The organism is Halobacteriovorax sp. CON-3 (genome assembly GCF_043196995.1).
Classification (GTDB): Bacteria; Bdellovibrionota; Bacteriovoracia; order Bacteriovoracales; family Bacteriovoracaceae; genus Halobacteriovorax_A.
On sequence record NZ_JBEBNA010000001.1, the window covers coordinates 1,560,877 to 1,585,493 of the forward strand.

Annotated in this window: 24 protein-coding genes and 1 tRNA gene; 18 read left to right on the top strand and 7 right to left on the bottom strand. The window is 37.5% G+C overall.

Going from position 1 to position 24,617, the window contains the following annotated elements; translation table 11 throughout:
- Positions 1-157: 157 nt before the first annotated feature.
- The 5 genes from rplU (at position 158) to ABMA72_RS07325 (ending at position 2,777) form a co-directional block, all read left to right on the top strand.
- Positions 158-463, top strand: coding sequence for a 50S ribosomal protein L21 (gene rplU, locus ABMA72_RS07305; RefSeq protein ID WP_021266313.1), 306 nt, complete (start codon positions 158-160; stop codon positions 461-463).
- Between the two features lie 26 nt (positions 464-489).
- Complete coding sequence (gene rpmA / locus ABMA72_RS07310; protein WP_021266471.1) at positions 490-744, top strand: 50S ribosomal protein L27; 255 nt, start codon at positions 490-492, stop codon at positions 742-744.
- Positions 745-833: 89 nt separating this feature from the next.
- On the top strand, positions 834-1,835 hold the full coding sequence (gene obgE / locus ABMA72_RS07315) for a GTPase ObgE (RefSeq protein ID WP_392857512.1): 1,002 nt from the start codon (positions 834-836) through the stop codon (positions 1,833-1,835).
- Positions 1,836-1,838: 3 nt separating this feature from the next.
- Complete coding sequence (gene rsfS / locus ABMA72_RS07320; protein WP_392857514.1) at positions 1,839-2,303, top strand: ribosome silencing factor; 465 nt, start codon at positions 1,839-1,841, stop codon at positions 2,301-2,303.
- Between the two features lie 6 nt (positions 2,304-2,309).
- Positions 2,310-2,777: a 23S rRNA (pseudouridine(1915)-N(3))-methyltransferase RlmH gene (locus tag ABMA72_RS07325; RefSeq protein ID WP_392857515.1), complete on the top strand. Its 468-nt coding sequence runs from the start codon at positions 2,310-2,312 to the stop codon at positions 2,775-2,777.
- 6 nt (positions 2,778-2,783) lie between these two features.
- Here ABMA72_RS07325 and ABMA72_RS07330 read toward each other — a convergent pair whose 3' ends face one another.
- Positions 2,784-3,791 (bottom strand): tryptophan--tRNA ligase, encoded by a 1,008-nt coding sequence (locus ABMA72_RS07330; protein ID WP_392858015.1) that lies wholly within the window; start codon positions 3,789-3,791, stop codon positions 2,784-2,786.
- 111 nt (positions 3,792-3,902) lie between these two features.
- Positions 3,903-4,199, bottom strand: a complete 297-nt coding sequence (locus tag ABMA72_RS07335) for a hypothetical protein (protein ID WP_392910066.1) — start codon at positions 4,197-4,199, stop codon at positions 3,903-3,905.
- Between the two features lie 149 nt (positions 4,200-4,348).
- Between ABMA72_RS07335 and ABMA72_RS07340 the strand changes: the two genes are divergently transcribed.
- The 3 genes from ABMA72_RS07340 (at position 4,349) to ABMA72_RS07350 (ending at position 7,108) form a co-directional block, all read left to right on the top strand.
- A tRNA-Met gene (locus ABMA72_RS07340) sits at positions 4,349-4,424 on the top strand.
- A 193-nt stretch (positions 4,425-4,617) separates the two neighbouring features.
- Positions 4,618-5,829 carry a sensor histidine kinase gene (locus tag ABMA72_RS07345; protein ID WP_393056661.1) on the top strand — a complete coding sequence of 404 codons (1,212 nt, stop codon included), beginning with the start codon at positions 4,618-4,620 and terminating at the stop codon, positions 5,827-5,829.
- Positions 5,830-5,881: 52 nt separating this feature from the next.
- Positions 5,882-7,108 (top strand): sensor histidine kinase, encoded by a 1,227-nt coding sequence (locus ABMA72_RS07350; RefSeq protein ID WP_392857521.1) that lies wholly within the window; start codon positions 5,882-5,884, stop codon positions 7,106-7,108.
- On the opposite strand, the gene ABMA72_RS07355 is transcribed toward ABMA72_RS07350, so the two are convergent.
- The 3 genes from ABMA72_RS07355 to alaS all read right to left on the bottom strand — a co-directional run bounded on the left by ABMA72_RS07355 (position 7,105) and on the right by alaS (position 10,530).
- On the bottom strand, positions 7,105-7,404 hold the full coding sequence (locus ABMA72_RS07355) for a hypothetical protein (protein ID WP_392857523.1): 300 nt from the start codon (positions 7,402-7,404) through the stop codon (positions 7,105-7,107). The two genes, ABMA72_RS07350 and ABMA72_RS07355, sit on opposite strands and share 4 nt — an antisense overlap.
- 65 nt (positions 7,405-7,469) lie before the next feature.
- Complete coding sequence (locus ABMA72_RS07360) at positions 7,470-7,823, bottom strand: hypothetical protein (protein WP_392857525.1); 354 nt, start codon at positions 7,821-7,823, stop codon at positions 7,470-7,472.
- A 136-nt stretch (positions 7,824-7,959) separates the two neighbouring features.
- The gene (gene alaS / locus ABMA72_RS07365) at positions 7,960-10,530 is read right to left on the bottom strand and encodes an alanine--tRNA ligase (protein WP_392857527.1); all 2,571 of its coding nucleotides are present in this window, start codon (positions 10,528-10,530) and stop codon (positions 7,960-7,962) included.
- 231 nt (positions 10,531-10,761) lie between these two features.
- On the opposite strand from alaS, the gene ABMA72_RS07370 reads away from it, so the two are divergent.
- The 8 genes from ABMA72_RS07370 to ABMA72_RS07405 all read left to right on the top strand — a co-directional run bounded on the left by ABMA72_RS07370 (position 10,762) and on the right by ABMA72_RS07405 (position 18,977).
- Positions 10,762-12,345, top strand: a complete 1,584-nt coding sequence (locus ABMA72_RS07370; RefSeq protein ID WP_393056663.1) for a phosphoenolpyruvate carboxykinase (ATP) — start codon at positions 10,762-10,764, stop codon at positions 12,343-12,345.
- Complete coding sequence (locus ABMA72_RS07375) at positions 12,345-12,881, top strand: CopD family protein (RefSeq protein ID WP_393056665.1); 537 nt, start codon at positions 12,345-12,347, stop codon at positions 12,879-12,881. The genes ABMA72_RS07370 and ABMA72_RS07375 overlap by 1 nt, the downstream gene beginning before the upstream one ends.
- Positions 12,881-13,126 (top strand): DUF1653 domain-containing protein, encoded by a 246-nt coding sequence (locus ABMA72_RS07380; RefSeq protein ID WP_392857533.1) that lies wholly within the window; start codon positions 12,881-12,883, stop codon positions 13,124-13,126. Before ABMA72_RS07375 ends, ABMA72_RS07380 begins: the two co-directional genes overlap by 1 nt.
- Positions 13,123-13,917 (top strand): 2-oxo acid dehydrogenase subunit E2, encoded by a 795-nt coding sequence (locus ABMA72_RS07385; protein WP_393056667.1) that lies wholly within the window; start codon positions 13,123-13,125, stop codon positions 13,915-13,917. Before ABMA72_RS07380 ends, ABMA72_RS07385 begins: the two co-directional genes overlap by 4 nt.
- Before the next feature lie 83 nt (positions 13,918-14,000).
- Complete coding sequence (locus tag ABMA72_RS07390; protein WP_393056669.1) at positions 14,001-15,836, top strand: phosphatidylserine/phosphatidylglycerophosphate/cardiolipin synthase family protein; 1,836 nt, start codon at positions 14,001-14,003, stop codon at positions 15,834-15,836.
- Positions 15,837-15,876: 40 nt separating this feature from the next.
- Positions 15,877-16,431, top strand: coding sequence for a hypothetical protein (locus ABMA72_RS07395; protein WP_393056671.1), 555 nt, complete (start codon positions 15,877-15,879; stop codon positions 16,429-16,431).
- A 94-nt stretch (positions 16,432-16,525) separates the two neighbouring features.
- Positions 16,526-17,611, top strand: a complete 1,086-nt coding sequence (locus ABMA72_RS07400; RefSeq protein WP_393056673.1) for a hypothetical protein — start codon at positions 16,526-16,528, stop codon at positions 17,609-17,611.
- A gap of 1 nt (position 17,612) precedes the next feature.
- On the top strand, positions 17,613-18,977 hold the full coding sequence (locus ABMA72_RS07405; RefSeq protein ID WP_393056675.1) for a hypothetical protein: 1,365 nt from the start codon (positions 17,613-17,615) through the stop codon (positions 18,975-18,977).
- Here ABMA72_RS07405 and ABMA72_RS07410 read toward each other — a convergent pair whose 3' ends face one another.
- Positions 18,978-20,714 carry an ABC-F family ATP-binding cassette domain-containing protein gene (locus tag ABMA72_RS07410; RefSeq protein ID WP_392857545.1) on the bottom strand — a complete coding sequence of 579 codons (1,737 nt, stop codon included), beginning with the start codon at positions 20,712-20,714 and terminating at the stop codon, positions 18,978-18,980.
- A gap of 64 nt (positions 20,715-20,778) precedes the next feature.
- On the opposite strand from ABMA72_RS07410, the gene typA reads away from it, so the two are divergent.
- Positions 20,779-22,620, top strand: a complete 1,842-nt coding sequence (gene typA, locus ABMA72_RS07415) for a translational GTPase TypA (protein ID WP_392857548.1) — start codon at positions 20,779-20,781, stop codon at positions 22,618-22,620.
- A 233-nt stretch (positions 22,621-22,853) separates the two neighbouring features.
- Positions 22,854-23,555: a response regulator transcription factor gene (locus tag ABMA72_RS07420; RefSeq protein WP_392857551.1), complete on the top strand. Its 702-nt coding sequence runs from the start codon at positions 22,854-22,856 to the stop codon at positions 23,553-23,555.
- Here the strand turns inward: ABMA72_RS07420 and ABMA72_RS07425 are convergent.
- Complete coding sequence (locus ABMA72_RS07425) at positions 23,544-24,611, bottom strand: glycosyltransferase (RefSeq protein WP_392857554.1); 1,068 nt, start codon at positions 24,609-24,611, stop codon at positions 23,544-23,546. The genes ABMA72_RS07420 and ABMA72_RS07425 overlap by 12 nt on opposite strands.
- Positions 24,612-24,617 lie beyond the last annotated feature (6 nt).

Sequence of the window (24,617 nt, forward strand, 5' to 3'; positions counted from 1 at the left end):
CTCAAATAAAGGAGTGTAATTGCGTCTTAGTCCTTGACAACAGGCCCAATTATTAATAAAAATCCTAGTTTCATAAAGTTAATTTCAGTCCGAGGGAAAAAAGAGTTCGCGATATAATATAGCAACCCCCAAAGACTGCCTTTCATTAGGAGAAAGTATGTACGGAGTAGTAGAGATCTCAGGTCACCAGTACAGAGTAGAAGCTGGTATGACTATTGATGTTCAGAAATTAGATCAAGAAGCTGGTTCAACAGTAGAATTCGATAAGGTTCTATTTGTTGGTGGTGAAAGCGCAAAAGTTGGTGCTCCAACTGTTGCAGGTGCTAAAGTTGTTGCTGAAGTAGTAAGACATGATCGTTCAAGAAAAGTTATCGTTTCTAAAAGAAAGCCAGGTAAGTACATCAAGAAGAACGGACACAGACAACACTTTACAACTTTAAAAATCAAAGAAGTTAAAGCTTAATTAATTATCAATTTTAGGAGTTAGATATGGCACACAAAAAAGCCGGTGGTTCAACAAGTAACGGTCGTGATTCAAACCCAAATATGTATGGTGTTAAGAAGTTTGGTGGTGAAGCAGTTGTTCCAGGAAACATCATTGTAAGACAAGCGGGATCTAAGTTCCACGCTGGTAAAAACGTAAAAGTTGGAAAAGACTTTACTCTATTCGCTACGAAAGAAGGTAAAGTACAATTTGGTTTCTATAACAAGAAGAAACAAATCGTTTCTGTTGTTGAAGCTTAATTAAAATTACCATTTTACGCTATTAATTAGTTGTAAATATTAAAGGGAGCCTATACATAGTGCTCCCTTTTTTTATATAAGACCTTATTATGAAATTTATCGATGAAGTTAAAATTACAGTAATTTCCGGAAACGGAGGAAACGGATGCGTAAGCTTTCGCCGCGAAAAGTATATCCCATTTGGTGGACCAGATGGTGGTGACGGTGGTGATGGTGGAAGTATCTACTTTGAAGCCGACGAAGGAATGAACACTCTTGTTAACTTCAGAGGGAAAAAGCACTACCGTGCTGAACACGGACAACAAGGTGGCGGCCGTCAAATGTGTGGAGCATTTGGTGATGACCTCACAATTAAAGTTCCTGTTGGAACGATTGTTCGTCATGCAGAAACAAATCAAGTTATCGCGGATCTAACTGATCACGGAATGAGATTGATGGTTGCCCAAGGTGGACGTGGTGGCCTTGGAAATATTCACTTCAAAACTGCAACTAATCAGGCGCCACGAAAAGCAACTGCCGGAAAAGAAGGTATTGAACTTGAAGTAGAACTTGAGCTTCGCCTACTTGCAGATATTGCACTAGTGGGACTACCAAATGCTGGTAAGTCGACACTTATCTCTTCTATCTCTGCGGCAAGACCAAAAATTGCAGATTATCCTTTTACGACTCTTGAGCCAAATCTAGGTGTTGTTACACTTGGTGAAGATGACTCATTTGTTGTTGCCGATATTCCAGGGCTAATTGAAGATGCCTCGGAAGGAAAAGGACTTGGGATTAAATTCCTTAAACATATTGAAAGAACAAAATCTCTTGTTCACTTAGTTGATGTTTCTTGGTGTCTTGATGAATACGAAGCATTTGAGCAATACGTAATTATTCGCCAAGAACTTGGTCGCTATAGTGAAGATCTTTTAAATAAGAAAGAGCTTATTTGTTTAACAAAAATTGATGCTATGACAGATGAAGAAATTAAGAAGTTCCAAGACTTCTTTGAAGCACAAGTTGATAGAAAGTGTCTTCCGATCTCTTCAGTATCTGGACTTAATATAGACTTACTTAAATCTTTAATGCTTAAAACGATAAAGGACTAACCAATGTCACAAAATGAATTTATCACAAAAAACGTAGATGAAATTACAGATAATTCAAAATTAGAATTCCCTCTAAATATCGCAATGGCCAGTGCTTGGATCCTAGGAAACTTTAAAGGTATCAACCTTAAAGTTCTTGATATGAGAAAGACGACTGCACTTGCTGATTACTTCATCCTTGCTTCGGCTACAAACTCTTCAATGGCAAATGCTATGTCTGATGAGATTGCAAAACAAATGAAGAGAAAGGGACAAACAGTCATCTCTAAAGAAGGTCTACACCAACAAACAGACTGGATTCTAATTGACCTTGGTGACATTATTGTTCATATCTTTGATGAGTCAGCTCGCGAAGCATACGATATTGATAATCTATGGTCAGTACCAACAGTTGAAATTCCAAATGAGTACTACTACTCTTCTGATGAAGCAGAAAGTTCTGCAGACTCAGACAAAGGTTACTTCTAGTAATCTATGAAAGACAATCACGTTATTGTCATTGGGAAGTTAAAAGATAAGCATCTTATCGCGCTTGAAAATGAATACTTAAAGCGCATTAACTTCCCAAAACTTCACATCCACGAATGTAAAGGTCATCAAGAAAATATCGACCTTGAACTCAAAGAACTTCTTAATAAAGTCGAATCCATTAAAGCAAAGTTTGGAAACCAACATATTGTTGCCATGACAGAACATGGAAAGACTTGTGACAGTGAAAAGCTAAGTCATTACATCTATAATGTTATTGAGAATCAGCAAAAGGGTGTTTGCTTTTTAATTGGTGGAGCAGCAGGCTTTCCTAAAGAATTCTTAAAGACAGTTGATTACCAACTCTCCCTGTCACCAATGACATTTCCACACAAAATTGCACGACTTGTTCTTATCGAACAAATATATCGTGCTCAGACGATCAAACAAGACCACCCTTATCATAAGAATTAAATAGAATTAATTAGAAACGCCAATGGCCTTTTTAATACGTCTTAGGTTCTCTTGAGCAATTGGACGAACCTTTGCAGCACCTTCAGCTAGAATCTTATCAATCTGAGATTTATCTGCCATAAGCGCATCGTATTTTTCACGAGCTTCTTTCATCTCACGATTTACGATTTCAAAAAGCTCAAGCTTTGCATAACCCCATCCAATTCCATCTTGATAGCGTTTTGCTAAGGCATCTTGCTCTTCTTTTGTGGCAAAGAATTTATAGATATCAAAAATAAGAGAATCATCAGGATTCTTTGGAGCTTCAGGAGGAGTTGAGTCTGTCGTGATTTTATTAATCATCTTCTTCAGTTTCTTCTCAGGAACAAAACAAGGAATATGATTATTATACGACTTACTCATTTTACGTCCATCAAGACCTGGAAGTAGCTTCACTTCTTCCTTGCTAACAATAGCTTCTGGAAGCGTTAGAAGATCACCATATTTGTGATTAAAGCTTGAAGCGATATCACGAGCAATCTCAATATGCTGAAGTTGATCCTCACCTACCGGAACATAATTAGTATTCATAAAAAGAATATCTGCGGCCATAAGAACTGGATACGAAAATAATCCCATATTAATACCAAAGTCCTCATCGCGATTTTCTTCAGCATTCTTATCTTTCTTAGCCTTGTATGCGTGAGCACGATTCATTAAACCTTTAGAAGCAAAACAAGAAATAATCCAGTTAAGTTCTGTAATCTCTGGAACGTCACTTTGCTTATAAAGAACGGCCTTTTCAGGATCAAGACCTGCCGCTAACCAAGTTGCAGCAACTTCGTAAATATCGTTACGAAGAGTCTCACCATCATGAACAGTGATTAATGAGTGGTAGTCTGCAATAAAGAAGTAGCCTTCCATTTCAGAATTATTAACATTATCAATTGCTGGTTTGATGGCGCCAATATAGTTTCCTAAATGTGGCATTCCTGTTGGTTTAACACCTGTAAGACAAATTTTCTTTTTACTTATGTCACTCATATTTCAAGCCTAATTCTTAAAGTTCACAGTCTTTTATAGCTAAATTTTGCACAAAAAAAAAGGGCCCAGTTAAGGCCCTTTTCTAACAAAATATCTACTCTCTTAATTATCGTATTTTACTACAGAAGATGATTCCATCAGCTCTGTTAATAACTCAATTGAAAACTCTAGTGCTTGATCACCATATGGAATCGATGAGTTGCCTTGGCAAAATTTTGACTGTTTAACTAGTGAAGCACAAATTCTCATAACTTCAGCAGTCCCATCAAAAAAATCCGCTTCATCTTCCGTCGTCACAATATGTGCCATAAGCATATTAATTGTTTTAATCGCGCGAAGTTGTGCAGGCGTAAGCTCTGAAGTGTCGATATCAATCGTTAACTTACTATGATTTTGCATTTCCATCTTCTAAACTCCAAAAATTTTATTTTTTAACATCCCTCATACAGAGTTCATATCGGAGCGTCTTCTAGAAATTTTAGTAATTTATGTCTGACAAATTTAATTTGACATAAGACCTTTCTGATAATATATTGATTTTACTTTGTCGCGGGGTGGAGCAGTTGGTAGCTCGTCGGGCTCATAACCCGAAGGTCGTTGGTTCGAATCCAGCCCCCGCAACCAATTCCTTACTTAAAAAACCCCAGTCATTTACCATACTTACCGTCATTTAAAAACTGGCGCTAACGCTTGTTTTAAAATTTTGCATATTAAGCTCCTCAGCGTCATAAAGCCAACCTTTGCACTTTTACATCTTCAAAACTAAATAAAAATTCGTCATAGCCGAGAAACTTTTATATATAAATATTTAATTATTATGAAAGATCGTCTCAATACAATTCTTATTCACTTTACTAATGTGATGGCAATGCTCTCACTGGTTAGCTACGCCTTTAGGCATCATGATTATATTAATGATGCTGTTTTACATTATTTTGTTCTGCCGATCTCGACTCTCTATCTGGCCTTCTATTATTTTGACTATAAAGGGCAACATCTCCTTAGAAACCTATCAAGTCTCTTTCCATCTTTTGCAATTACCTTAGTTCTAATTACTTCTTTTGGAGGAATTCATGCACCGGGAGTATTTTGGATAGCAGGTTTTCCGATTTTCTTTGCAATATTTTTTAGAAAGAGGGGTATGATCATTGGTATCTTACTCATGCTCGCTATCTACGCTGTTTACTACACATTTGAAGCTCAGATACTTTCGATGACAGTAGAAGTTCCACACGAGCTATATATGGCCGAGAAGAGAATGAATGTTATTCACTTCTCAATAGTTATTACCCTCTTCTTTCTCTACTACACTTGGCTGGAGCAAAGAACGCGAGATGAAATTGAAAATTCAAAGGAGCAGCTCGATACCCTTTTACACGTCGTACTCCACGACCTTTCAAATCCTATAACAATACTAAAACTTAAGCTTGAAAGTCTAAAAAGACGTTTTCATATTAAGGAAGTAGAAACAAGACAGATAAAAAAAGCTTTCACAAAGATCGAAGAGATTATTCAAAATGTTAGAAGCTTTCAATTAAGCTCCGAGGGCCTTCAAGAAGATAGAAAATTAATCAGCTCTTCTGAAGTGAGAACTTATTTAAGTGAGCAATTTAAAGAAATGAATAAGAAGCATCTAAAATTAGTTTTTAACGACTTAGGTGGATTTTACATAAAGTTTTCACCATCTATCCTAAAAGACCATATCTTAAGTAACCTCCTTTCAAATGCAATTAAGTTTAGTCATATTGAAGGGGTCATTGAAGTTACATTTAAGGCCCAAGATGATGCGGCCATCTTAAGTTTTCGCGATGAAGGGGTTGGCATACCTGAGGATATTATCGATGAAATCTTTGATTTTGATAAGAAGACATCGCGGATTGGTACAATTGGAGAAACTGGTACAGGTTATGGGCTACCAATTGTTCGCTACTTCACTGAGTTATCAGGGGCCAAAATATCTGTTCACTCACCTACAAGTACTGGAAAAGGCACGGAATTTACTCTTAGTTTTCCATTAAAAAAACCATAAATAAATTTCACTTTGCTAGTATAAGATTTCATTTTGAACTAATGTGGCCCAAATGAAATTAAATTTTAAACGCGAATTCCTTATTCAGCGCTACCTGATTATTTTCACACTGATTATGGTTTCGATAACAGTTTGTTATTACTACGTAGCATACCCACAGGTTCTCTTTCACAAAATCCCAAAAGAGTTCTTTTACACGTATACAACAAGTCAGGTCTTACTTTTCGTCGTTTCATGCTTCTTAGGTAAGCATAGACTGGCCAGGGCCATCTGTGTTCTTCCTTCAGTCTTTATCATGATCATCATTGTATTTACATTTGGAGGAGTTAAGTCACCAGGAATCCTCTGGATTACAGGAACACCAATTTTCTTTGGGGTCTTTTATAAGCGCTCAGGTCTTCTCTTTGGTGTACTTGTTATGATCTCAACGTTTGCATCTTTTTTTATGCTCGATCATACCATTAGCTCTCTTTCTTACCCTCTAACTTCTAAGCAGTACTACACGCTTTTAAAATTTAATATTGTCCAATTTTCAATTCTCACAACGATTTATTTCTTCTTCTACGTTTGGCTAGAATCGAATTCACGACTAAAATTAGCGCTTTCTAATAAGCAGCTCGATACACTACTACATGTTGTCTTACATGACCTTTCAAATCCTGTCACAATTCTAAAACTTAAGATTTCAAGCTTACTTAGAAAGAGTGTTATTGATGATTCTTCGTATACACAAATCAATAACTCCCTTAGGAAGGTACAGGAGATTATTTCAAACGTTAGAAGCTTTCAGCTGGACTCTGAGAGTCTTCTGACAGAAAAGAGTATGATTCATCCGCAACTAATTAAGGACTACTCTGAGCAACACTTTAAGCTTTTAAATGATAAAGACCTTAAACTCCATTTTGATATTCATACAAATAGTGGCTTCTTTTGCGAACAGAAAATTTTCTTCGATCATATACTTAGTAACTTAATTTCAAATGCCATTAAGTTTAGTTATGAAGGACAGGACATTCTCATTAAACTTTATGATGATGCTGGCCGTGTCTATATCGACATCGTTGATAAAGGGATAGGGATACCTAAAGATATCATTGAGGGCCTCTTTCACTTTGAAAGAAAAACTAGTCGCCTCGGAACCAAAGGTGAAATAGGTACAGGTTACGGACTTCCTATTGTTAAGTACTTCACAGACTTTTCAAATGGTAAAATTAATGTCAGTTCAGACGTCAACATCGGAACGAGGGTCTCTCTCTCATTTCAAGTCGCAAAGAATTAATGCATACTCTCATTTGGTAGCATTAGTAATTCGCTCCAAAAACTTAAATGCTCCTTGGCCTTATCATTTAAGCTAAAAGACTCTTGGCTAATGCTCTTGTAGCACTCAACCCATACCTCACGTATTTTCTCAGCAATATCAACTGGTATAATATTGGCGTCAAGATAGGCCTTGTCTAAGTGTTTTAGTGAAGAAAAGTAAAAGACATCGTTTACACGCGAGCGTTGTTCTCGCGTGTAGTGAATGGCCACAACCACCTTCTGTGCAAATGAAACTCTAGGGTCATAATCTCTCATAATTTACTCCAAATCTCTCAAGATTATTTCGGAGCAAAGTTAACAAATACTTAATTATGAACAGGTTATGCAGAAATATTATTGAATCGGTGAACAACACCATCAAAACGATCTTTGATCACTTTTAGGCGTAATTCATTCTTTTGAGGAAAACGGCCAATTCCCTTACCTAGTAAGTTAATTTCGGCCTGAACGAAGCGTTTCTTTAAAGTTGTTTTTCTAACTCCCTTAAGTTTACCAAGGTAGTTAATATTTGATGAGGTCATATCACTCATCTTAAGAATAATGGACTTTTCTACAAGCTCTCTTTTCTCTTCGATTTCAGCAGCATCTAGATGATTCTCAATAATATCAAGTTGCATTGTTAAACGACGAAGCTCACGAGAAAGAGCATCTGTTGGTAAATTAGTTTTAATCACGTCTACACTCCATAAATTTAAGACAGATTCTTTATACACCAGAATTTGTTGCTAATGACTATGGAGTGAAATTAAGTATAGGGATGTTAGGAAATTAGACACAGGCTCTTTGAACCTGTGTCTATTATAAGAAGGATTACATTTTTTCAATAAATTCAAGCACTTGAGAACCTGAGTTTACATCAGGAGCTCCACCTTGAGCAAAGTTAGGGCGTCCACCACCACGGCCAGATACTGGCTCGAGGATCTTTTTAAGGAGGTCACCGGCCTTAACGTCTGAGTTAGACCATACAAATGACTTCATTCCTTTATCGTCTTTAGAAAGGAGACACACAATTTGTACCTCGCCCTTATTAATTAAGTTATCACCTAATTCTTTTACGGCCTTAGCATCTGCTTCAAGTGTTGCAGCTAGCATTTTAAAGCCTTCATAGTCGCGCTTAACTTCTTTTGTGAAGTTAGTTGAGCCACCTTTTGCGGCCTTCTCACTCGCCTCTTTAATCTTCTTCTTCATCTCTGAGCGAAGATCTTTAATACGCGCTGGAACATCTGAAGGCTTTGTACTTAGCTCTTTTGCAGCAGCATTTAAAAGCGCCGACCTTTCTTGCATAACTCTTACTGCGGCCGTTCCTGTTACGGCCTCAATACGACGAATTCCTTTTGCAACAGATGTCTCTGTTGTAATAACGAATAGTCCAATATCTCCAGTGCGGCCAACGTGAGTTCCTCCACAAAGCTCAACACTATCTTTTCCAAAAGCGATAACACGAACGTCACTATCATACTTTTCACCAAATAGTGCCATTGCTCCACTATCAATTGCTTCTTCATATGAGCAAAGCTTAGTCGTACGTGAGTCGTTTTGCATAATCCACTTATTAACAAGTGCTTCAACTTTGGCAAGTTCATCCGCAGATACAGCTTGTGGGTTTTGGAAGTCAAAACGTAAGCGCTCCGCCGTAACCATTGAACCTTTTTGGATTGCATGCTTGCCAATAACTTCGTGAAGAGCTGCATGTAGTAAGTGTGTTGCCGAGTGGTTTCTCATCGATGCCTTTCTATTTTCACCGTCAACGATTAATTCTATTTTCTCACCTGTCTCAATTTCACCAGAAATAATCTTAGCGATATGAACATGTGTATTCTTCACTTTCATTGTATCGATAATCTGAAGCTCACCAGTTGAAGTTCTGGCCGTTCCAATATCACCGGCCTGTCCACCTGACTCTCCGTAGAATGGAGTCTCTTTTGTTGCAAAGTAAACTTCATCTTCTGTACGGTAGATCTTTAGAATTTCACTATCTGTTTCTAGTGAGTCGTAACCAGTAAACTCAGTATCGGCAACTTCAATAAACTCAAGTTCAATTCTTTCTTGGTCAGCACCAACAGAGCTCTTACGAGAGATTACACGAGAAGCTTTTCTGTGAGCTTCATAACACTCGTTATATTCAATTTCTGCAAATTCAATATTCTTAGAAGCAAGCTCAGCTTTAATTACTTCCAAAGGAAGCCCATGAGTTGTTACAAGTTCAAAGGCTACATGCCCTGGGAATAATTCTTTTGATTTTGAATTTGAAGATAGTTCTTCTTCAATCTTCTTAAGTCCATTTTCAACGATTGGAACAAATTCATTAATCTCTTGTTCCATATTGTAGATAATTGCTTCACGTGCAGACTTAAGTTGAGGGTAAAAATCTCCAAGCATTTCAATAGTTTTTTGAATATGATTTTTAAAGTTTGGCTTAACACCTCTTGAAATACATGCAGCAACACACTTACGAATTAGACGACGAGGAATATACCCTTGCCCTTCATTTCCTGGCATTACACCTTCGGCAAGAATCATAATACTTGCACGCATGTGATCAGAGATCATACGCTCTGTTTGCACATCAGTATTTTTTCCTAGAAGTTCTTTTGAAAGTTTCATCAGTGGTGCCAGTAGATCTGTTTCATAAACAGAGTCACAACCATTCATCACCATTGCAAGTCTTTCAAGACCAGAACCAGTATCAACAGACTTAAGTGGAAGCGGTTCAAATGTTGCATCCTTCTTCTTATTAAGTTCCATGAAAACACCAGCATTCCAGATTTCAATGTAGCGACTTACATCATCAAAGTGTCCACCTGGTTTATACTCTGGCCCATACTCTGCTCCAGTATCATAGAATACTTCAGTACATGGCCCACATGGCCCATGATCTCCAGCTGGCCCCCAGAAGTTATCTTCACCTAGAACAACGATATGATCTTCAGGAACACCACACTTCTTCCATGCTTCAATTGATTCAGTATCTGGCTTGATACCTAAGTCTTCATTTCCACCATAAACTGTAAAATAAAGTCTTTTTGGATCAAAGTTTAACTCGTGAACAAGTAGGTCATAAGCAAGCTTACATGCTCTTTCCTTGTAATAGTCACCAATTGACCAAGAACCAAGCATTTCAAAAATTGTTAAGTGGTGGCGATCACCAACATCATCAATATCTTTTGTACGAATACACGGTTGGTAGTTTGCTAACCTTGGAGACGGAGGAGTCTCCTTCCCAAGAAAGTAATTCTTTAATGGGGCCATCCCAGAGTTGATAAAAAGTAGCGTCGGATCGTTTTGAGGAACGATTGAAGATGCACTAATTTTTAAGTGATCCATCTTTTCAAAGTAATCTAGGAATCTCTCTCTGATCTCGCGAGATGATAATGGCTGCATATTTTCTTCCTTATAATTCAAAGCACAACTAAGTGCATCATATCTATTGTGTATAAGTCTCCAAAATATACTATAAAATCGCTGTTCCGACTACTTCTAGCGTTAAAAAATATGAGCTGAATTAGAATAAAAATGGTTATCAATACAGTTTAAAAAGCATATATTTAGAGGCATAAAAAGAACTAAGAACAAGAACAATTATGGACTGTAAAATCGAACCGGAGATGATGTATGACGCAATTTTATACAGACATGGGAATTAACATGGAGCGACCAAATAATAAGATATTTGTAAACTCTGCAAGAAGTTTCTTAATCCAAGAAACAGTAGCTCGTGGCATTGGAAAACTAACGAAAGATGGTGCCCTAGTTGTTGAGACAGGAAAACATACGGGGCGCAGTGCCAATGACCGTTATATCGTCCGCGATGAAACAACTGAAAATACGATCTGGTGGGAAAATAACTTTAAATCAATGACACCAGAAACTTTTGCTAAGCTTAAGTCACATGTAACAAATTATCTAAATAAAGATCGTGATCTATTCATTACAGAAAGAAGTGTAGGAGCTGATGAAGTACACAACCTTGGAGCAAGGCTTGTGACAACAAACCCAAATCACGCACTTTTCTCAACTCACCTTTTCCGTGAGAAAGTAAGAGACTTTAACGAAAATGACTTCACAATCCTTCACGCGCCAGAGCTTTTACTTGATCCGGCGGAGTTTGACCTAAGATCAGAGACAGCAGTCGTTACTTGTCTTAAGTCTAAGATCACTATTATTGCAGGTACACTTTATGCGGGTGAAATCAAAAAGAGTATGTTTGCAGCAATGAACTATCTTTTACCTGAGTCGAATATTATGCCAACGCACTCTGGAGCATCTCGCCTAGATAACGGTGAAGTTTCAATCTTCTTTGGTCTTTCAGGAACCGGTAAGACAACACTATCAACTGATACGGGAACATTTCTAATTGGTGACGATGAGCACGGAATCAGTGAAGCGGGAACTTTCAACTTTGAAGGTGGATGTTACGCTAAGACATATAAACTTTCTAAAGAAGGTGAGCCTGAAATCTATGCAGCATCAAATCGTTTTGGAGCACTATTAGAGAACGTTGTTCTTGATGAGAGCTCAGGACGTGTTGATTTTTATGATAAGTCACTATCTGAAAATGGCCGTGCTTCATACCCTCTAGAGTTCATTGATGAGCTAGAAAAGACATCACGTGGAGATATTCCAAAGCATGTTTTCTTCTTATCAGCTGATGCCTTTGGAGTTCTTCCTCCAGTTGCAAAACTGACAAAAGAACAAGCAATGTTCTACTTTGTCCTAGGTTACACAGCAAAACTTGCTGGAACTGAAATTGGAGTAAAAGAGCCAACTGCGACCTTCTCTTCATGTTTTGGAGCGCCTTTCATGCTTCGCCACCCAAGCGAGTATGCGAAACTTCTTGGTGAATATATCGACAAGTTAGGATTTAACGTTTGGATGGTAAACACTGGTTGGACTGGTGGTGCTTACGGAACAGGTCAGCGCTTCCCTCTAAATATTACAAGACAAATCATTCGCAACATTCAAGCAAATAATCTTCAGAATGTTGAAACTGAACAAGATCCAATCTTTGGTCTAAATATCCCTAAAGTTGTGGGAGAAGTTCCAAGCACAATTTTAAATCCACAAAAATCGTGGGAAGATCAAGATGCTTACACAGCTAAGGCACAAGAACTTGCAGTTAGCTTTCACAAGCAAATGAGCACATTCGGTAATTTCTATGAAGAAAATATCACTGGTGCTCCAACATTTGGAAAGTAATGAGTTACGAGTATTTAAAAGCATTACATTTAATTAGTATCGTTTGTTGGTTTGCTGGACTTTTCTATATTGTCCGTCTCTTTATTTACCATACAGAGGCCCAAGACAAGAGTGATAGTGAACGAGCTATTTTAAGTGCTCAATTTAAAATTATGTCTCGCAGGCTGTGGTATGGAATTACCTGGCCTGCGTGTATTGCCACAGTAATCTTCGGGGCCTCTTTAGTTTATACGACTTATTGGCCAATGAAAGGTCACTACTGGCTTCACCTTAAGTTAACTTTAGTTCTTCTATTGTTAGTGTATCAATTTAAGTGTCATAAGATTTTTAAGGCACTTCAAAACGACACATTTCCTCACTCTGCAAAATTCTTACGAGTGTGGAATGAAGTTGCCACTCTCTTTCTTTTTGCCATTGTTTTTCTTGCAGTCATTAAAAGCTTAGAAGGAATCCTTTACGGAGTTGGTGGAATAATTGCTTTAGGAGTTATTCTTATGGCAGCAATCAAATTTTATCGTAAAGTAAGGAGAGACTAATGAGTAAGATCGTTAAAGGTGGACTATATCAACACTACAAAGGCATGAATTACATCGTTCATGATATCGTACGACACTCTGAAACTTTAGAAGAGTTAGTTTACTACGAATGCCTTTATGAAAATGAGCTTGGAAAGCTTTGGGTGCGCCCTCTTGAGATGTTTCTTGAGACAGTTGTTATCGATGGTGTCGAAACACCTCGTTTTAAGTATATCGGTGATCAAAAGGCGAACTCTCGCTTATGAGACATATTAAACTTAAAAAGGTAAAACATCTTTCTTCTTGGCGTAAAGTTTCCATGAATACATGGAAAATGCCTGTTGATCCTTCAACATATGGACTCTTAAAATTTGATGCGACAAATTTTCAAGAATATACAAAAGAGAAAGGGGTTACACCGACTCACCTTTTCACAAAGATTATTGCGCAAGTCTTTCACGAGAATCCTCAAATCAATCGAATGATTCGTGGTTCTCATCTTTACCAAAGAGAAAGCGTCGATATCTTCTTACAAGTTTCAGTAGATCATAGCGGTCGAGACCTTTCAGGAACAGTTATCAGAGATGCTGATGAGAAGAGTGTTTTTGAAATTAAAAAAGAACTCATGGATAGTGCAAAGAGCATAAGAAATGATAAGGACAAGTCTTTTAAGAAAGTAAAAAAGGTTGTTGCCCTTATTCCAAACTTTCTTGCCAGACCGGCCCTTGCACTCCTTGATATAGCTATGTACCGACTCAATTTCTACACGGGGCTCTTTAGTGTTAAACGTGACCCATTTGGTTCATGTATGATTACCAGTGTAGGAAATTTTGGAGCTGAATTTGCTTTTGCGCCAATTCCAACAATCTCTCATGTTCCAATTGTCTTAAGTCTATTTAAGGTCAAGGAAGAGGCCATCGTTGAAAATGGTGAGATTATCGCAAGACCAACTCTAACAGTTGGAGCGACTCTGGATCATCGAATTATTGATGGAGTTTATGCGAGCAAGATCATTGCTGGGATAAAGAAGTACACAGAAAGCCCACAACTACTTTAAATTACATCTGTTTTCTTTTTAAACGGCCTAGTAGTTATTTCAAAATTCAATATTATTTCCTTAATTCGCTCTAGAATATGAGCATGTATGTAAAATCAATTCTCATATTCATCATGGCCACGAACGCCCTTGCGCTTCAGATTCCATTTTTAGATCGAGACTATGTTATTGATCAGGCAAACGAGGACAGAGCAACATACAGCTATAAAAAAGATGAATATGGCAGGCTTGAGAATACTAGGTGGTACGAGTTAACTTGGCACCTTTTACAAGATGACTACCGAACAGATTTTAAGGCCTATACTAATGAATACAGAGGGACGACCTTTAATGAGGCCAAGATTAACTACTACTCTCAATTTAACTTTTCTATTGAAGCCAGACACCACCTTGTGGATGAATATCCACTAAAAGAGTGGGGCTTTTTAAACCACTCACCTATTAGAGAAAAGATTAATGATCTTTCTCTATTTTCTAAAGACTTTGAAAAAATTGATTTTAAAACAATCGAGCATCCTTATTTCTCAACAGACTTTCAAGTCAGAATGGATGAAGTATCCAAATCTCAACTGAGTTTTGGAAATAATATAAGAGTTCTAGAGAATCATCATTCTTATCAAAAAAAATTGAAATTAATTCGAGGAGCAAAATCAGAAATCCTAATGTCTTCGCTTAGCTTTGTTTGTGACAAATCGGTAAAGGTACTTGTAGATGAGCTAATAAATGCTCACCAAAGAGGTGTCAAAGTATATGTAATGGACGATAAGATGATGTCTAAGGCCCTAGGTCATAATGAATGTCCTAAGAAACTAAAAAAGAAGGGTGTACAATTTATAAGAGCAAATGACTTCTGGAAATATGAAGGACGTACCGTTTATCACCATAAGAAGCTTGTTGTCGATGGTAAGACTGCAATTATCGGTGGTCAGAATCAATTAAATGCAGACAATTTATCGCAAGATACGGATTTTAAGAATAAGGATATTGATGTCATTATCCAAGGTCCACTTGTTACTGATATCGCCATCGGTTTCTTAAAAGATTGGCAATATTTTAAAAAGAAGAATACTCGTATCATAAGAGGAAATAGAGGAAGTATTATCAGACGTACGGGGCAGCATATTGCAAACCTAGATAAAGAGCTTAACTTTTACAAAGCAAGACAAGAGTGGGAAACAAAGAACGAGTTAAGGGGTCAGGCCCAATACCACAAGGTATTAAATAATAAAGAAGAGCGCATGAATGGTGTTTGTCGCTTTATTCAACAATCCCCTTATGAGTATCAAAATAATATTGGAGACGCCTACCTATTGGCCCTTAACCATATTCAAAATTACCTGGGTATTATGGATCCGATTCGCTCTGACACTTATTACAACTCGGTTTTTAAAGATGCACCACTCATTGAGAAATTTGATACTTTTAAAATGTTCAACAAACTTCATTACAAGTTAAAAGGTCTCCAAGAAAGAGGTATCTCACTAGATTTCATTACAACAGGCACAGATATGACAGGTAATGAAATAATCGATATAAAAAATGAAGAGATTAAGGATCTCATTTTAACTGAAGGCATTAGCGATAAATTGCTTCGTAAGAAAATAGAGAAAAAACTTAAGAGCATAAAGAAGTGGAACGACCACTTTGGAGAGGCCCATTTTGCAAACTTAATCAAAGACTATTCAGGATTTGATAATACGCGTGTTTGGCTACACATTAGCTTTCTTCACTCAAAAGTTTTTTATTTTGATAGAATCTTATCAAGTATTGGTAGTTACAATTTCCAACACAATGCTACCGATCATTCATACGAAAACACCCTACTTTGCTTAGACAAGGAGCTTAATCGAGAGCTAGATGAAGTCTTTGTTAGAGATATGGCAAACTCGGTTCCACTAAAATTTAATAATTTAAAATAATTTCCGATGAGTGCCTAGGAAACTATTCTTAGGTGGTAATATGAAGCTCAGTTATATCTTTAAAATTTCATTAGTGACTATTTTTGCAATAGTAATTCAGGCTTCTGAAATGAAGATAAAGCTTAATAAAAGCTTCTTTCCTAAAAAAGAAATCACTATTGATGCTGACTCTCCTGATCGTATAATCGTCGAGTACGATCTTATGTACTATATAAGTGATGGCTGTGCAGCTGATGTCATTACTTCTTATAAGCTTGGCGGTTGCCCACGCAAAAAATACAAGACCCTAAGAAAAGAAAGCAAGTATATCGTTGAACTTGGGGACTCAAGTGCACGAAAAGGCAAAGGGCCACAAACGATTAGGCTTTCTGTGAAACAAGAAAAGAAAGACTCTTACGATATTATACCAGTGATCACAATCTTAGATGGCAATGAAGACCAAATTAAAATTGAAGATCCTTGGTTTAGTGCAACGAAAGTTACTCTAGAATCACGCGATCATGTCATTAACCAGTCGCAAGCTAATCAAAAAGGTGGCGAGCACAAAGGCCAACGAAACCATAAAGACAACAAAGTGAAATCTCACAACCAATAGAGATTTTAAACACTTAGAAAAGAACACATTTACTCAAGTATTTCCCCCATCTCTCCGATAAGAATAAAGTAATGAGAGAAAGGGAATTATCGTAATGATTTATTCAAAGAAAAAAATTTTAAAACTATGTGGACTCATAGCTCCACTACTCTTCTCAACACCTTTGCTTGCAAATGACGACAAGGTTGTGGATCAAATCATTGAAGGACATGAGTTCTATGAAGCAAGTGTTCATGGTTCAAAGATTAATATTCTAGAGTCAGATGCCTACAAAACGGCATTTACAGCACATTTAAAAGCAAGACTTACAGAAGTTATTATGGAAAAGGCCGAGCCTCTTTTACAAGAGGAAAAGGCATTATTAGATAAGATTGCCAATGGAGATACATCAACAAGTACCCGCGATATTCTTAGTAATGTTCGTGCAAAACTCGACGTATATCGCGATAGAGAAGAAGTAAGAAAGCTCTACCGTGAGGTCAAAGAAGAGGAAGTGAATAAAGAAAGTAATTACTGCTATGATTATTCACAAACGACTCTTAGAATCGTCTCAAATGGAGAGATGACTATTCGTTGTATTCAAAATGAAAGTGCTCGCAATATTGTAAAGGTCGCCCAACTAAATCCAAAGGATCGTAGTGACCTTGAAGTAAAAACAACTTCGGCCACTAGGCCAGAGCCAGTTGAGGAACAAACTCCAGAAATTGAGAGAAGGTATTACTTCTGTTACGAGAGAACAAAGAATATCTTAGCAAAAGAGAATAATTGTCGACCAAAGAGATTAGAGCTTTCTGAGGAAGAACTTGAAAAAGTTGGACGAAGTAATTGTTATCCAATCGATCAAAGTTATAAGTACGACCCTAAAGATGGCTTCACACCAACCGCGAAGCTATACGGAAAGTGTCGTGATGAGATCTGTACAAATCAAAGTGAACAAATTGATTTTGCAAGTTTTGAACTGATCTCTTTCTCACAAGAAGATCCAAAGCAATGTATCGATGATAACTCAAAGTCTCGAGTGTGTGCTCAAACCTACAAGTGTAAGAATCAAACTTACCAAATTACTTGTGAGTTCAATGATGAGGAGACTGTTGACGAAAATCCATGTCACGTAAAAACAATTCTTAATTCAACGATTGAGAACAAGTGTAGTGTTATTGAACTAGGAACGGAGGTATAAGATGAAGTTTTTAATTTCTGTTCTATTTTCAATTACTTCAATTTTTAATACGTACGCATTTACGGTTCCGACTGTATATAATACGGGAAAATTAATTAATGTTACGAAAGAACACTACTTAATTCAAACGAAGTCGAAGAAATATATTAAGGTTAAACCATTTTTAAAGAACCCAAAAATAGGGATTCAAGTAACCTACCCTATTTCAACAACAGATGTTGCAGTTTCAGATAATTATATTTATCAGAAAGCTTTAACGATGCTTCCACAAAGTGAATATACTTCAGATATTATCGAAGCTTATCTGAAAACTCTTGCCGAAGTATCACGTAATGGACTTTATAAAGTTGAAAGTACAAATGGCGGCAGGTATTCATTTAACTTTGTCATGGATATGCTAATTCCTACGGCCTGTGCCGAAGGACAAGATTGCAATAATATGTGTTACTTTGGAGGATGGGCATCCACAAGAAAAGGGAGTTATTGCCAAGCACCTTGGAAGGTTTCGGGACTTGATAAAGTTAAGAGTGTCGATTCAGAAGTTTATACTAATAACTATAGCTGTGGTGGAAAAAACCTATTCCGTTGTAACCCAAAAATATTCGGAGCCTACGACTCTAGTCTAGACCCAGTACAATTTGTTGCGACAAGAAACTCAAAGAGAAATAGTGAAGCTGGTATTTGTATCAAGGTCTCACCTTCTTATGCTCATGCGACAGCGCAATGTCTTGAGGCTTCTGCAAAAGTTCCTAACTTTAAAGAATCTCTAAAGGAACGCTACAACAATAACAAAGAAACATTTGAAAAGATCATTGATAATGTGAATTGTTTTTGTGAATCAAAGAGTACACCTAAGAAGGCCTTCAGCTGTAACGCTCTAAAAGAGAGACTTGCAACGATTTTTGAAAAGCCAGAAACACCAGAGGTTCCAGTTGTTCAAGAACCAGTTGAGGAACCGACACCTCCACAGGTCGAAGAAAAAGAACCAGTGGCAATTCCGGAATCAATTCCACGTGAAGCAGATGGTGGAGACGAAGAAAAATTTGTTCCTATTCAAGAAGAGATTGAACAAGAAGAAGAACTTCTTCCTGACGATTTAATCTATTACAATTGTAACTTTGACTCGGATGAAAAATTATTTGAAGGAAAGAATGCTAATTGTTCGAATAAGGGAGTATGTCTTAAGAAGCTAATTTGTGAAGCACACTCTGAAAAACAGAAGAAATTTGATATCAAGTCAAAACTTCTGGCTTACTGCCCTTGTGATGAAAACGATGCCACACAATGTGCTAATGCCAAAGCAGATAAGGCCATTCGAACAGGAACACCTGACTCATCAAATTCAACATCTGTACAAGAACAGTAATTATAGTAACTCTAATAATTCATCAATTTTTGCATTAACTAGTTCAAGCTCATGGCCTGCGCTAGTTATTGCATCGGTGTCACCGGCCGCTGAAGCATTCTGAATTTTTTCTTCAAGAACAGATTGATACTTTTCTAAAGTTTCAATCTGGGCCATAACCTCTTCCTCTTTGTATTTATTTCCAGATACTTTAGGCTCTTCTTTCTTAGCTGGTTCCACTTTTACAGGCGCAGGCTTTTCTTTTGCTGGTTTAACATCTTCTTCCCAGCCAATCTTTTCAAGGAATTCATCATAAGTTCCTTCAAAAAACTCAGCGCCATCTTTTCTAAAGATCACAAGCTTATTAACACAAGACCTTAGAAGGTCTTCATTGTGGGTAACAATGAGGCATGCCCCTTCGTATTCGTTTATGGCCTCACCAAGAGACTCAATGCTCTCCATATCTAAGTGGTTTGTCGGCTCATCTAGGAAAAGTAGGTTCGTTTTTTTTGCCAGAATCTTTCCAAGCATAACTCTTGCTTTCTCACCACCTGACAGCACAGAGATTCTCTTATCAGAATCTTCACCAGTAAAGAGCATTGTCCCAGCAATGGCCTTTACTCTTGTAATAGGAAGTTCTGTATTAACTTCTTGAATCTCTTGAGCAATTGTATTTTCCGCATGAAGGCGTTTCACATTAGTCTGGCCAAAGTGACCAAGAGCAAGACTTGGGTGTTCCCAAATCTCTCCAGTCCCTTGCTTAAGTTCATGGGAGAGAACATTGAGAAGAGTCGACTTCCCCTTTCCGTTTTTTCCAATAATCCCAATTCGATCTTCGCGGTCGACTTCAAAACTAACTCCTGAAAATAAGTCTTCATCACCATAGCCAAAGCTTAGGTCATGAACTTTCATAATTTGTTTCCCAGGACAAGGAATATGATTGAATGAGAAGTCTAAGTCAGCAATCTTTTCAAGTTGCTTCATATCCTGCATTTTCTCAATCGCCTTAAGACGTGACTGAGCTTGCGATGCACCCCTGGCACTTACACGGTACTTATCCACGTAGTCCATCATGTGCTTTATTTTCTTTTCTTGATTCACACGAGTTTGTTCATAGATAATTTCATCTTGCTCAAGTTGCTCGTAGTACTTCTTTGTCGGCCCTTTTATTTTTCTAAGCTTTCCACGGTGAACACCCATAGTATGAGTTGTCACTGAGTCCATAAAGGAGCGGTCGTGAGTAATGATAATGACTTCACCTTGAAATGTTCTTAAAAATGAACGAAGCCATTGAAGTGAGACAATATCAAGATAATTTGTTGGCTCATCTAATAATAGGCAGTTCGGCTCAGTCAAAAGAGTTTTGACCAGATTAATTCGAATCTGATATCCACCAGAAAAACTTTGGGGGCTTTTTAAAAAATCTTCATCAGAAAAGCCTAGTCCAGTTAAGAGTTTTTCCGCACGATAAGTCTCATATTCAAATTCAGGCCCAAGGGCCGACATGCATTCAGCAAGTACAGTCTCATGTGTAAAGTGGATATGTTGATCTAACGTACCGATTTTATAAGATTTTGGTATCTTCACCTCACCACTATCATGGGACTCGACACCAGTAATAACCTTAAACAAAGTCGATTTACCAGTTCCGTTACGTCCGACTAGGCCTATTCTTTCACCCGTATTGAGGGAGAACGTCACTTCTTCAAAAAGCGTTCGGCCACCAAAAGATTTAGTTACATTTACAAGCTGAATCATATATATTGTGTAGCAAATAAATTCATTAATAGAAAGCAGATAAGACAGACAAGAAAGGGGCACAATGAGTCAATTCGAGAAATTAAAAAACATCGCAGTAGTTGCGCACGTTGACCACGGTAAAACAACCATGGTTGATGAAATCCTAAAGCAATCAAACACTTTTGACGAACGCGCTGAAGTTGAAGAGAGAGTAATGGACTCTGGCGAGATCGAAAAAGAACGCGGGATTACAATTACAGCTAAAAACTGTTCTTTCTTTTACAAAGACACAAAGATCAACCTACTTGATACTCCAGGCCACGCGGACTTTGGTGGAGAAGTAGAAAGATCTCTAATGATGGTCGATGGTGTACTACTTCTAGTAGACGCTTCAGAAGGTCCTCTTCCACAAACTCGTTTTGTACTTAGAAAGGCACTTTCACGTGGACTTAAGGTTGCCGTTATTATCAATAAGGTTGACCGTCCAGACCAAAGAATTGACGAAGTTAAAGGTGAATGTGAAGACCTACTTCTTGAAATTGCGACTGAACTTGAAGTTGAAGATTTCGATATTGATATCCCTTTCATCTATGCTTCAGCTAAGAATGGTTGGGCCGCAATGGAGCCAGGTGTAGTTAGAGAAGACATGATTCCAGTTCTAGACTTTATGGTATCTGACTACTTCCCAGAGCCAGAAAGAGATATTGAATCTCCACTACAACTTCTAGTATCGAACCTTACATACTCAAAATTCCTAGGACAACAGTTTGTAGGTCGTATCCACAAAGGTACAATTGTTAAAAATCAACAATTCACTTGTATCGGTGATGGTAAAACTAAAAACTTTAAAGTTTCAAATATTCAAACTTACTCAGGTCTTCAAACTGTTGAAGTTAACGAAGCTCACGCTGGTGAGATCGTAATCTGTGCAGGTATTGAAGAAGTTCATATTGGAGATACAATCACTCCAACGACAGCTCAAAACCCACTAGAAAGAATTGAAGTTGAACCGCCAACTGTTGCAGTTAACGTATCGGTTTCAACATCTCCAATGAGTGGTCAAGAAGGTGAATACCTAACTTCAAGAAAGCTTGAAGAATTCTTACAAGATGCTTGTCGTCTAAACGTTGCTCTTAAGTATGAAGCAACTGATGATGCAAAAGTATATAAGCTTAAGGGCCGTGGTGAGCTTCAAATCGCTATCGTATTCGAAGAGCTAAGACGTAAAGGTTTTGAGCTAATGGTTTCAAGACCAGAAGTTCTTTTCCAAGAAATCGACGGCCAGAGACAAGAGCCATATGAGCTAGCAGTTCTTGATGTTCCTGATGATTTCACAGGAGTTGTAACAGAGAAACTTTCAATCAGAAAAGGGATCATGTCTTCAATGATGCCAATTGGTGAAGGCCGTACAAGAATTGAATTTGAAATTCCATCACGTGGTCTAATTGGTTACCGTGGTGCTTTCATGACTGATACTCGTGGTGAAGGGATCCTTTCAACTGAATTCTTAGGTTACCGTCCATACGCAGGAGATATGCTTGCTCGTCAAAACGGTGCTATTATCTCGGATAGAGCTGGTAAAGTTACAGGGTACGCTGTCTTTAACCTTCTTAACAACGGTGAATTCTTTGTTGAACCAGGTGATATGGTTTATGAAGGTATGGTTATCGGTGAAAGTAAGAAAGAGAACGATGCCAACGTAAATATCTGTCGTGGTAAGCAGCTGACTTCAGTTCGTACTGCTGGTAAAGATGAAAATATCATCCTTCCACCAGTAAGACCAAGAACTCTTGAGTGGGCACTAGACTGGATTGATAACGATGAGTGGGTTGAAGTAACTCCACAAAATATCCGTATCAGAAAGAAAGAGCTTGCTGCTAATAAACGTTCAGTAGTTAGAAAAGAAAAAAAGAGTAAAGATTAGGCAAAATTGTCGGCATTAAAAATTTTTAAAGCTACGAATATAGGCCCCTAGAGAGAAACTAGGGGCTTTTTTTTATCAAGATTACAGCTCCTTAAGTACCTATAATTAAAGAAATTCTATAAATTATTCCCCAAAGACGCGGTGAACATATATTTATCTTATTGACGACCATATGAACCAACCTTTAAAATCAATACGTTATAGTTCAAAACTAAAGAACGAGAAGTTGAATCATGTCAAAATCTTTAAAGGCACATAAGCCACACGTAACAATCGTTGACGACGACAGCGATAACTTAGAAAACTATCAAGATCTTCTTGAGGATGATTTTGATTTGGAGTTAATTCAGAACCCTCTAGAGTTACTAAGTTTCTTAAACACTAATAAAACAGACATCATGGTACTGGATCTTCACATGCCTGAAGTGAATGGTTTCGAACTATTCAGCAAGGCCAGAGAACTAGCTCCTCGTACACCTGTTATCTTCTTAACGGGAGACCCTTCTGAAGAAGCTTGTGTAAAAGGGCTTGAGATTGGTGCACAAGACTTTATTGTTAAGCCAGTTACTATCAATGAACTAGTTGCTCGTATTAAGAATAAAGTTGAAGCTAAGAAGAGTAAGCACCGTCGTAAAAAGAAGAATGAGATTAATTTTGAAGATCATAATTTTTCAATCAACCTTGATCAGCAAAATGTCACTCTTGAAGGTAAAGAGATTAAGCTTACGACAACTGAGTATAAGATCATCACGCTATTAGCTTCAAACCCTAACAAAATCTTTTCAAGAGATCATATCTCTCAAGTAGTTTGGGCCGACAGTGATGTGAACTCACAAAATATTGATACTCACCTATCAAATCTAAGAAGAAAGATTAAGCCTTTCTCAAACTACATCAAGACGATTAAGTCTCGTGGTGTCCTACTAAGACTGTAGAATTTCTTTTAATATAATCTCACTCGCATGCTCCCTATCTTGAGGGGTAGCATGTGATGGGATCTTTTTAATTTCTTCAAGTAAATCACAATTCCCAAATTCATCTTCAGTAATAACAACCGATCCCAAAAGACGATTTGCTTCCATTGCATTATGATACTGTTCATTTTTTTGAGCGATCTTCAGGGGAATATAAAGACTTGGTTTTCCAATTGCAATTAACTCCGCCACCGTTCCCGCACCAGAGCGAGAGATAATATACTTTGCGGCCTTCATTAGATCTGGCATTTCATCACCAAGGAAAGCAACTGGATAGTAACGACTGCTTTCAAGAGAGCTATATTCATCAATATACTGGCTCCCCACTTGGTGGATAACAACAAATTGCTTCGTTAGCGAATCCAAGTTCTCTTTAATTTTATCATTTAAAAGTTTTGAGCCATTTCCCCCACCAGTGATAAAGAAAATAGGTGCTTCGGAGTCTTTTAATTCAATACCTTTGAAAGTACGAGTTTTTAACTGAGTTGTTTTAAACTCATCACGTACCGGATAACCAGAATAACGAACAATCTTTTGAGGAAAGTATTTTAATGAATCTCTAAAACTTACAAATACACGGTGAGCAAAAAGTGAAGCAATCTTATTTGCAAGTCCAACACGAGAAGTCTGTTCATGAACAATAATTTTATAACCGAGGAGTTTTCCTGCAATAACAGTAGGAACACTAACAAAGCCCCCCATTGATACAATTGTATTTGCTCTCATTCGAATATGGGCAAGATAGTAAAAGCATTGGACTAGCCCAATCATTAAGCGAAAAATATCTGTCACATTTTGCCAGTCTAAGTATCTTCTAAGCTTACCTGTTGAAACACCAATATAGCGATTAACCTTATCCTGAGTGAGCTTAGACTCAATTCCCGTATATGAGCCGATATAGTAAATCCTTACTCCATCCTGCTTTAATTTTTCAATTAAAGTAAGGGCAGGAACAACGTGTCCACCACTTCCACCACCAGTAAATACGACTGCTTTTTCTTTTCTCTTATTTCTCATAGAGAA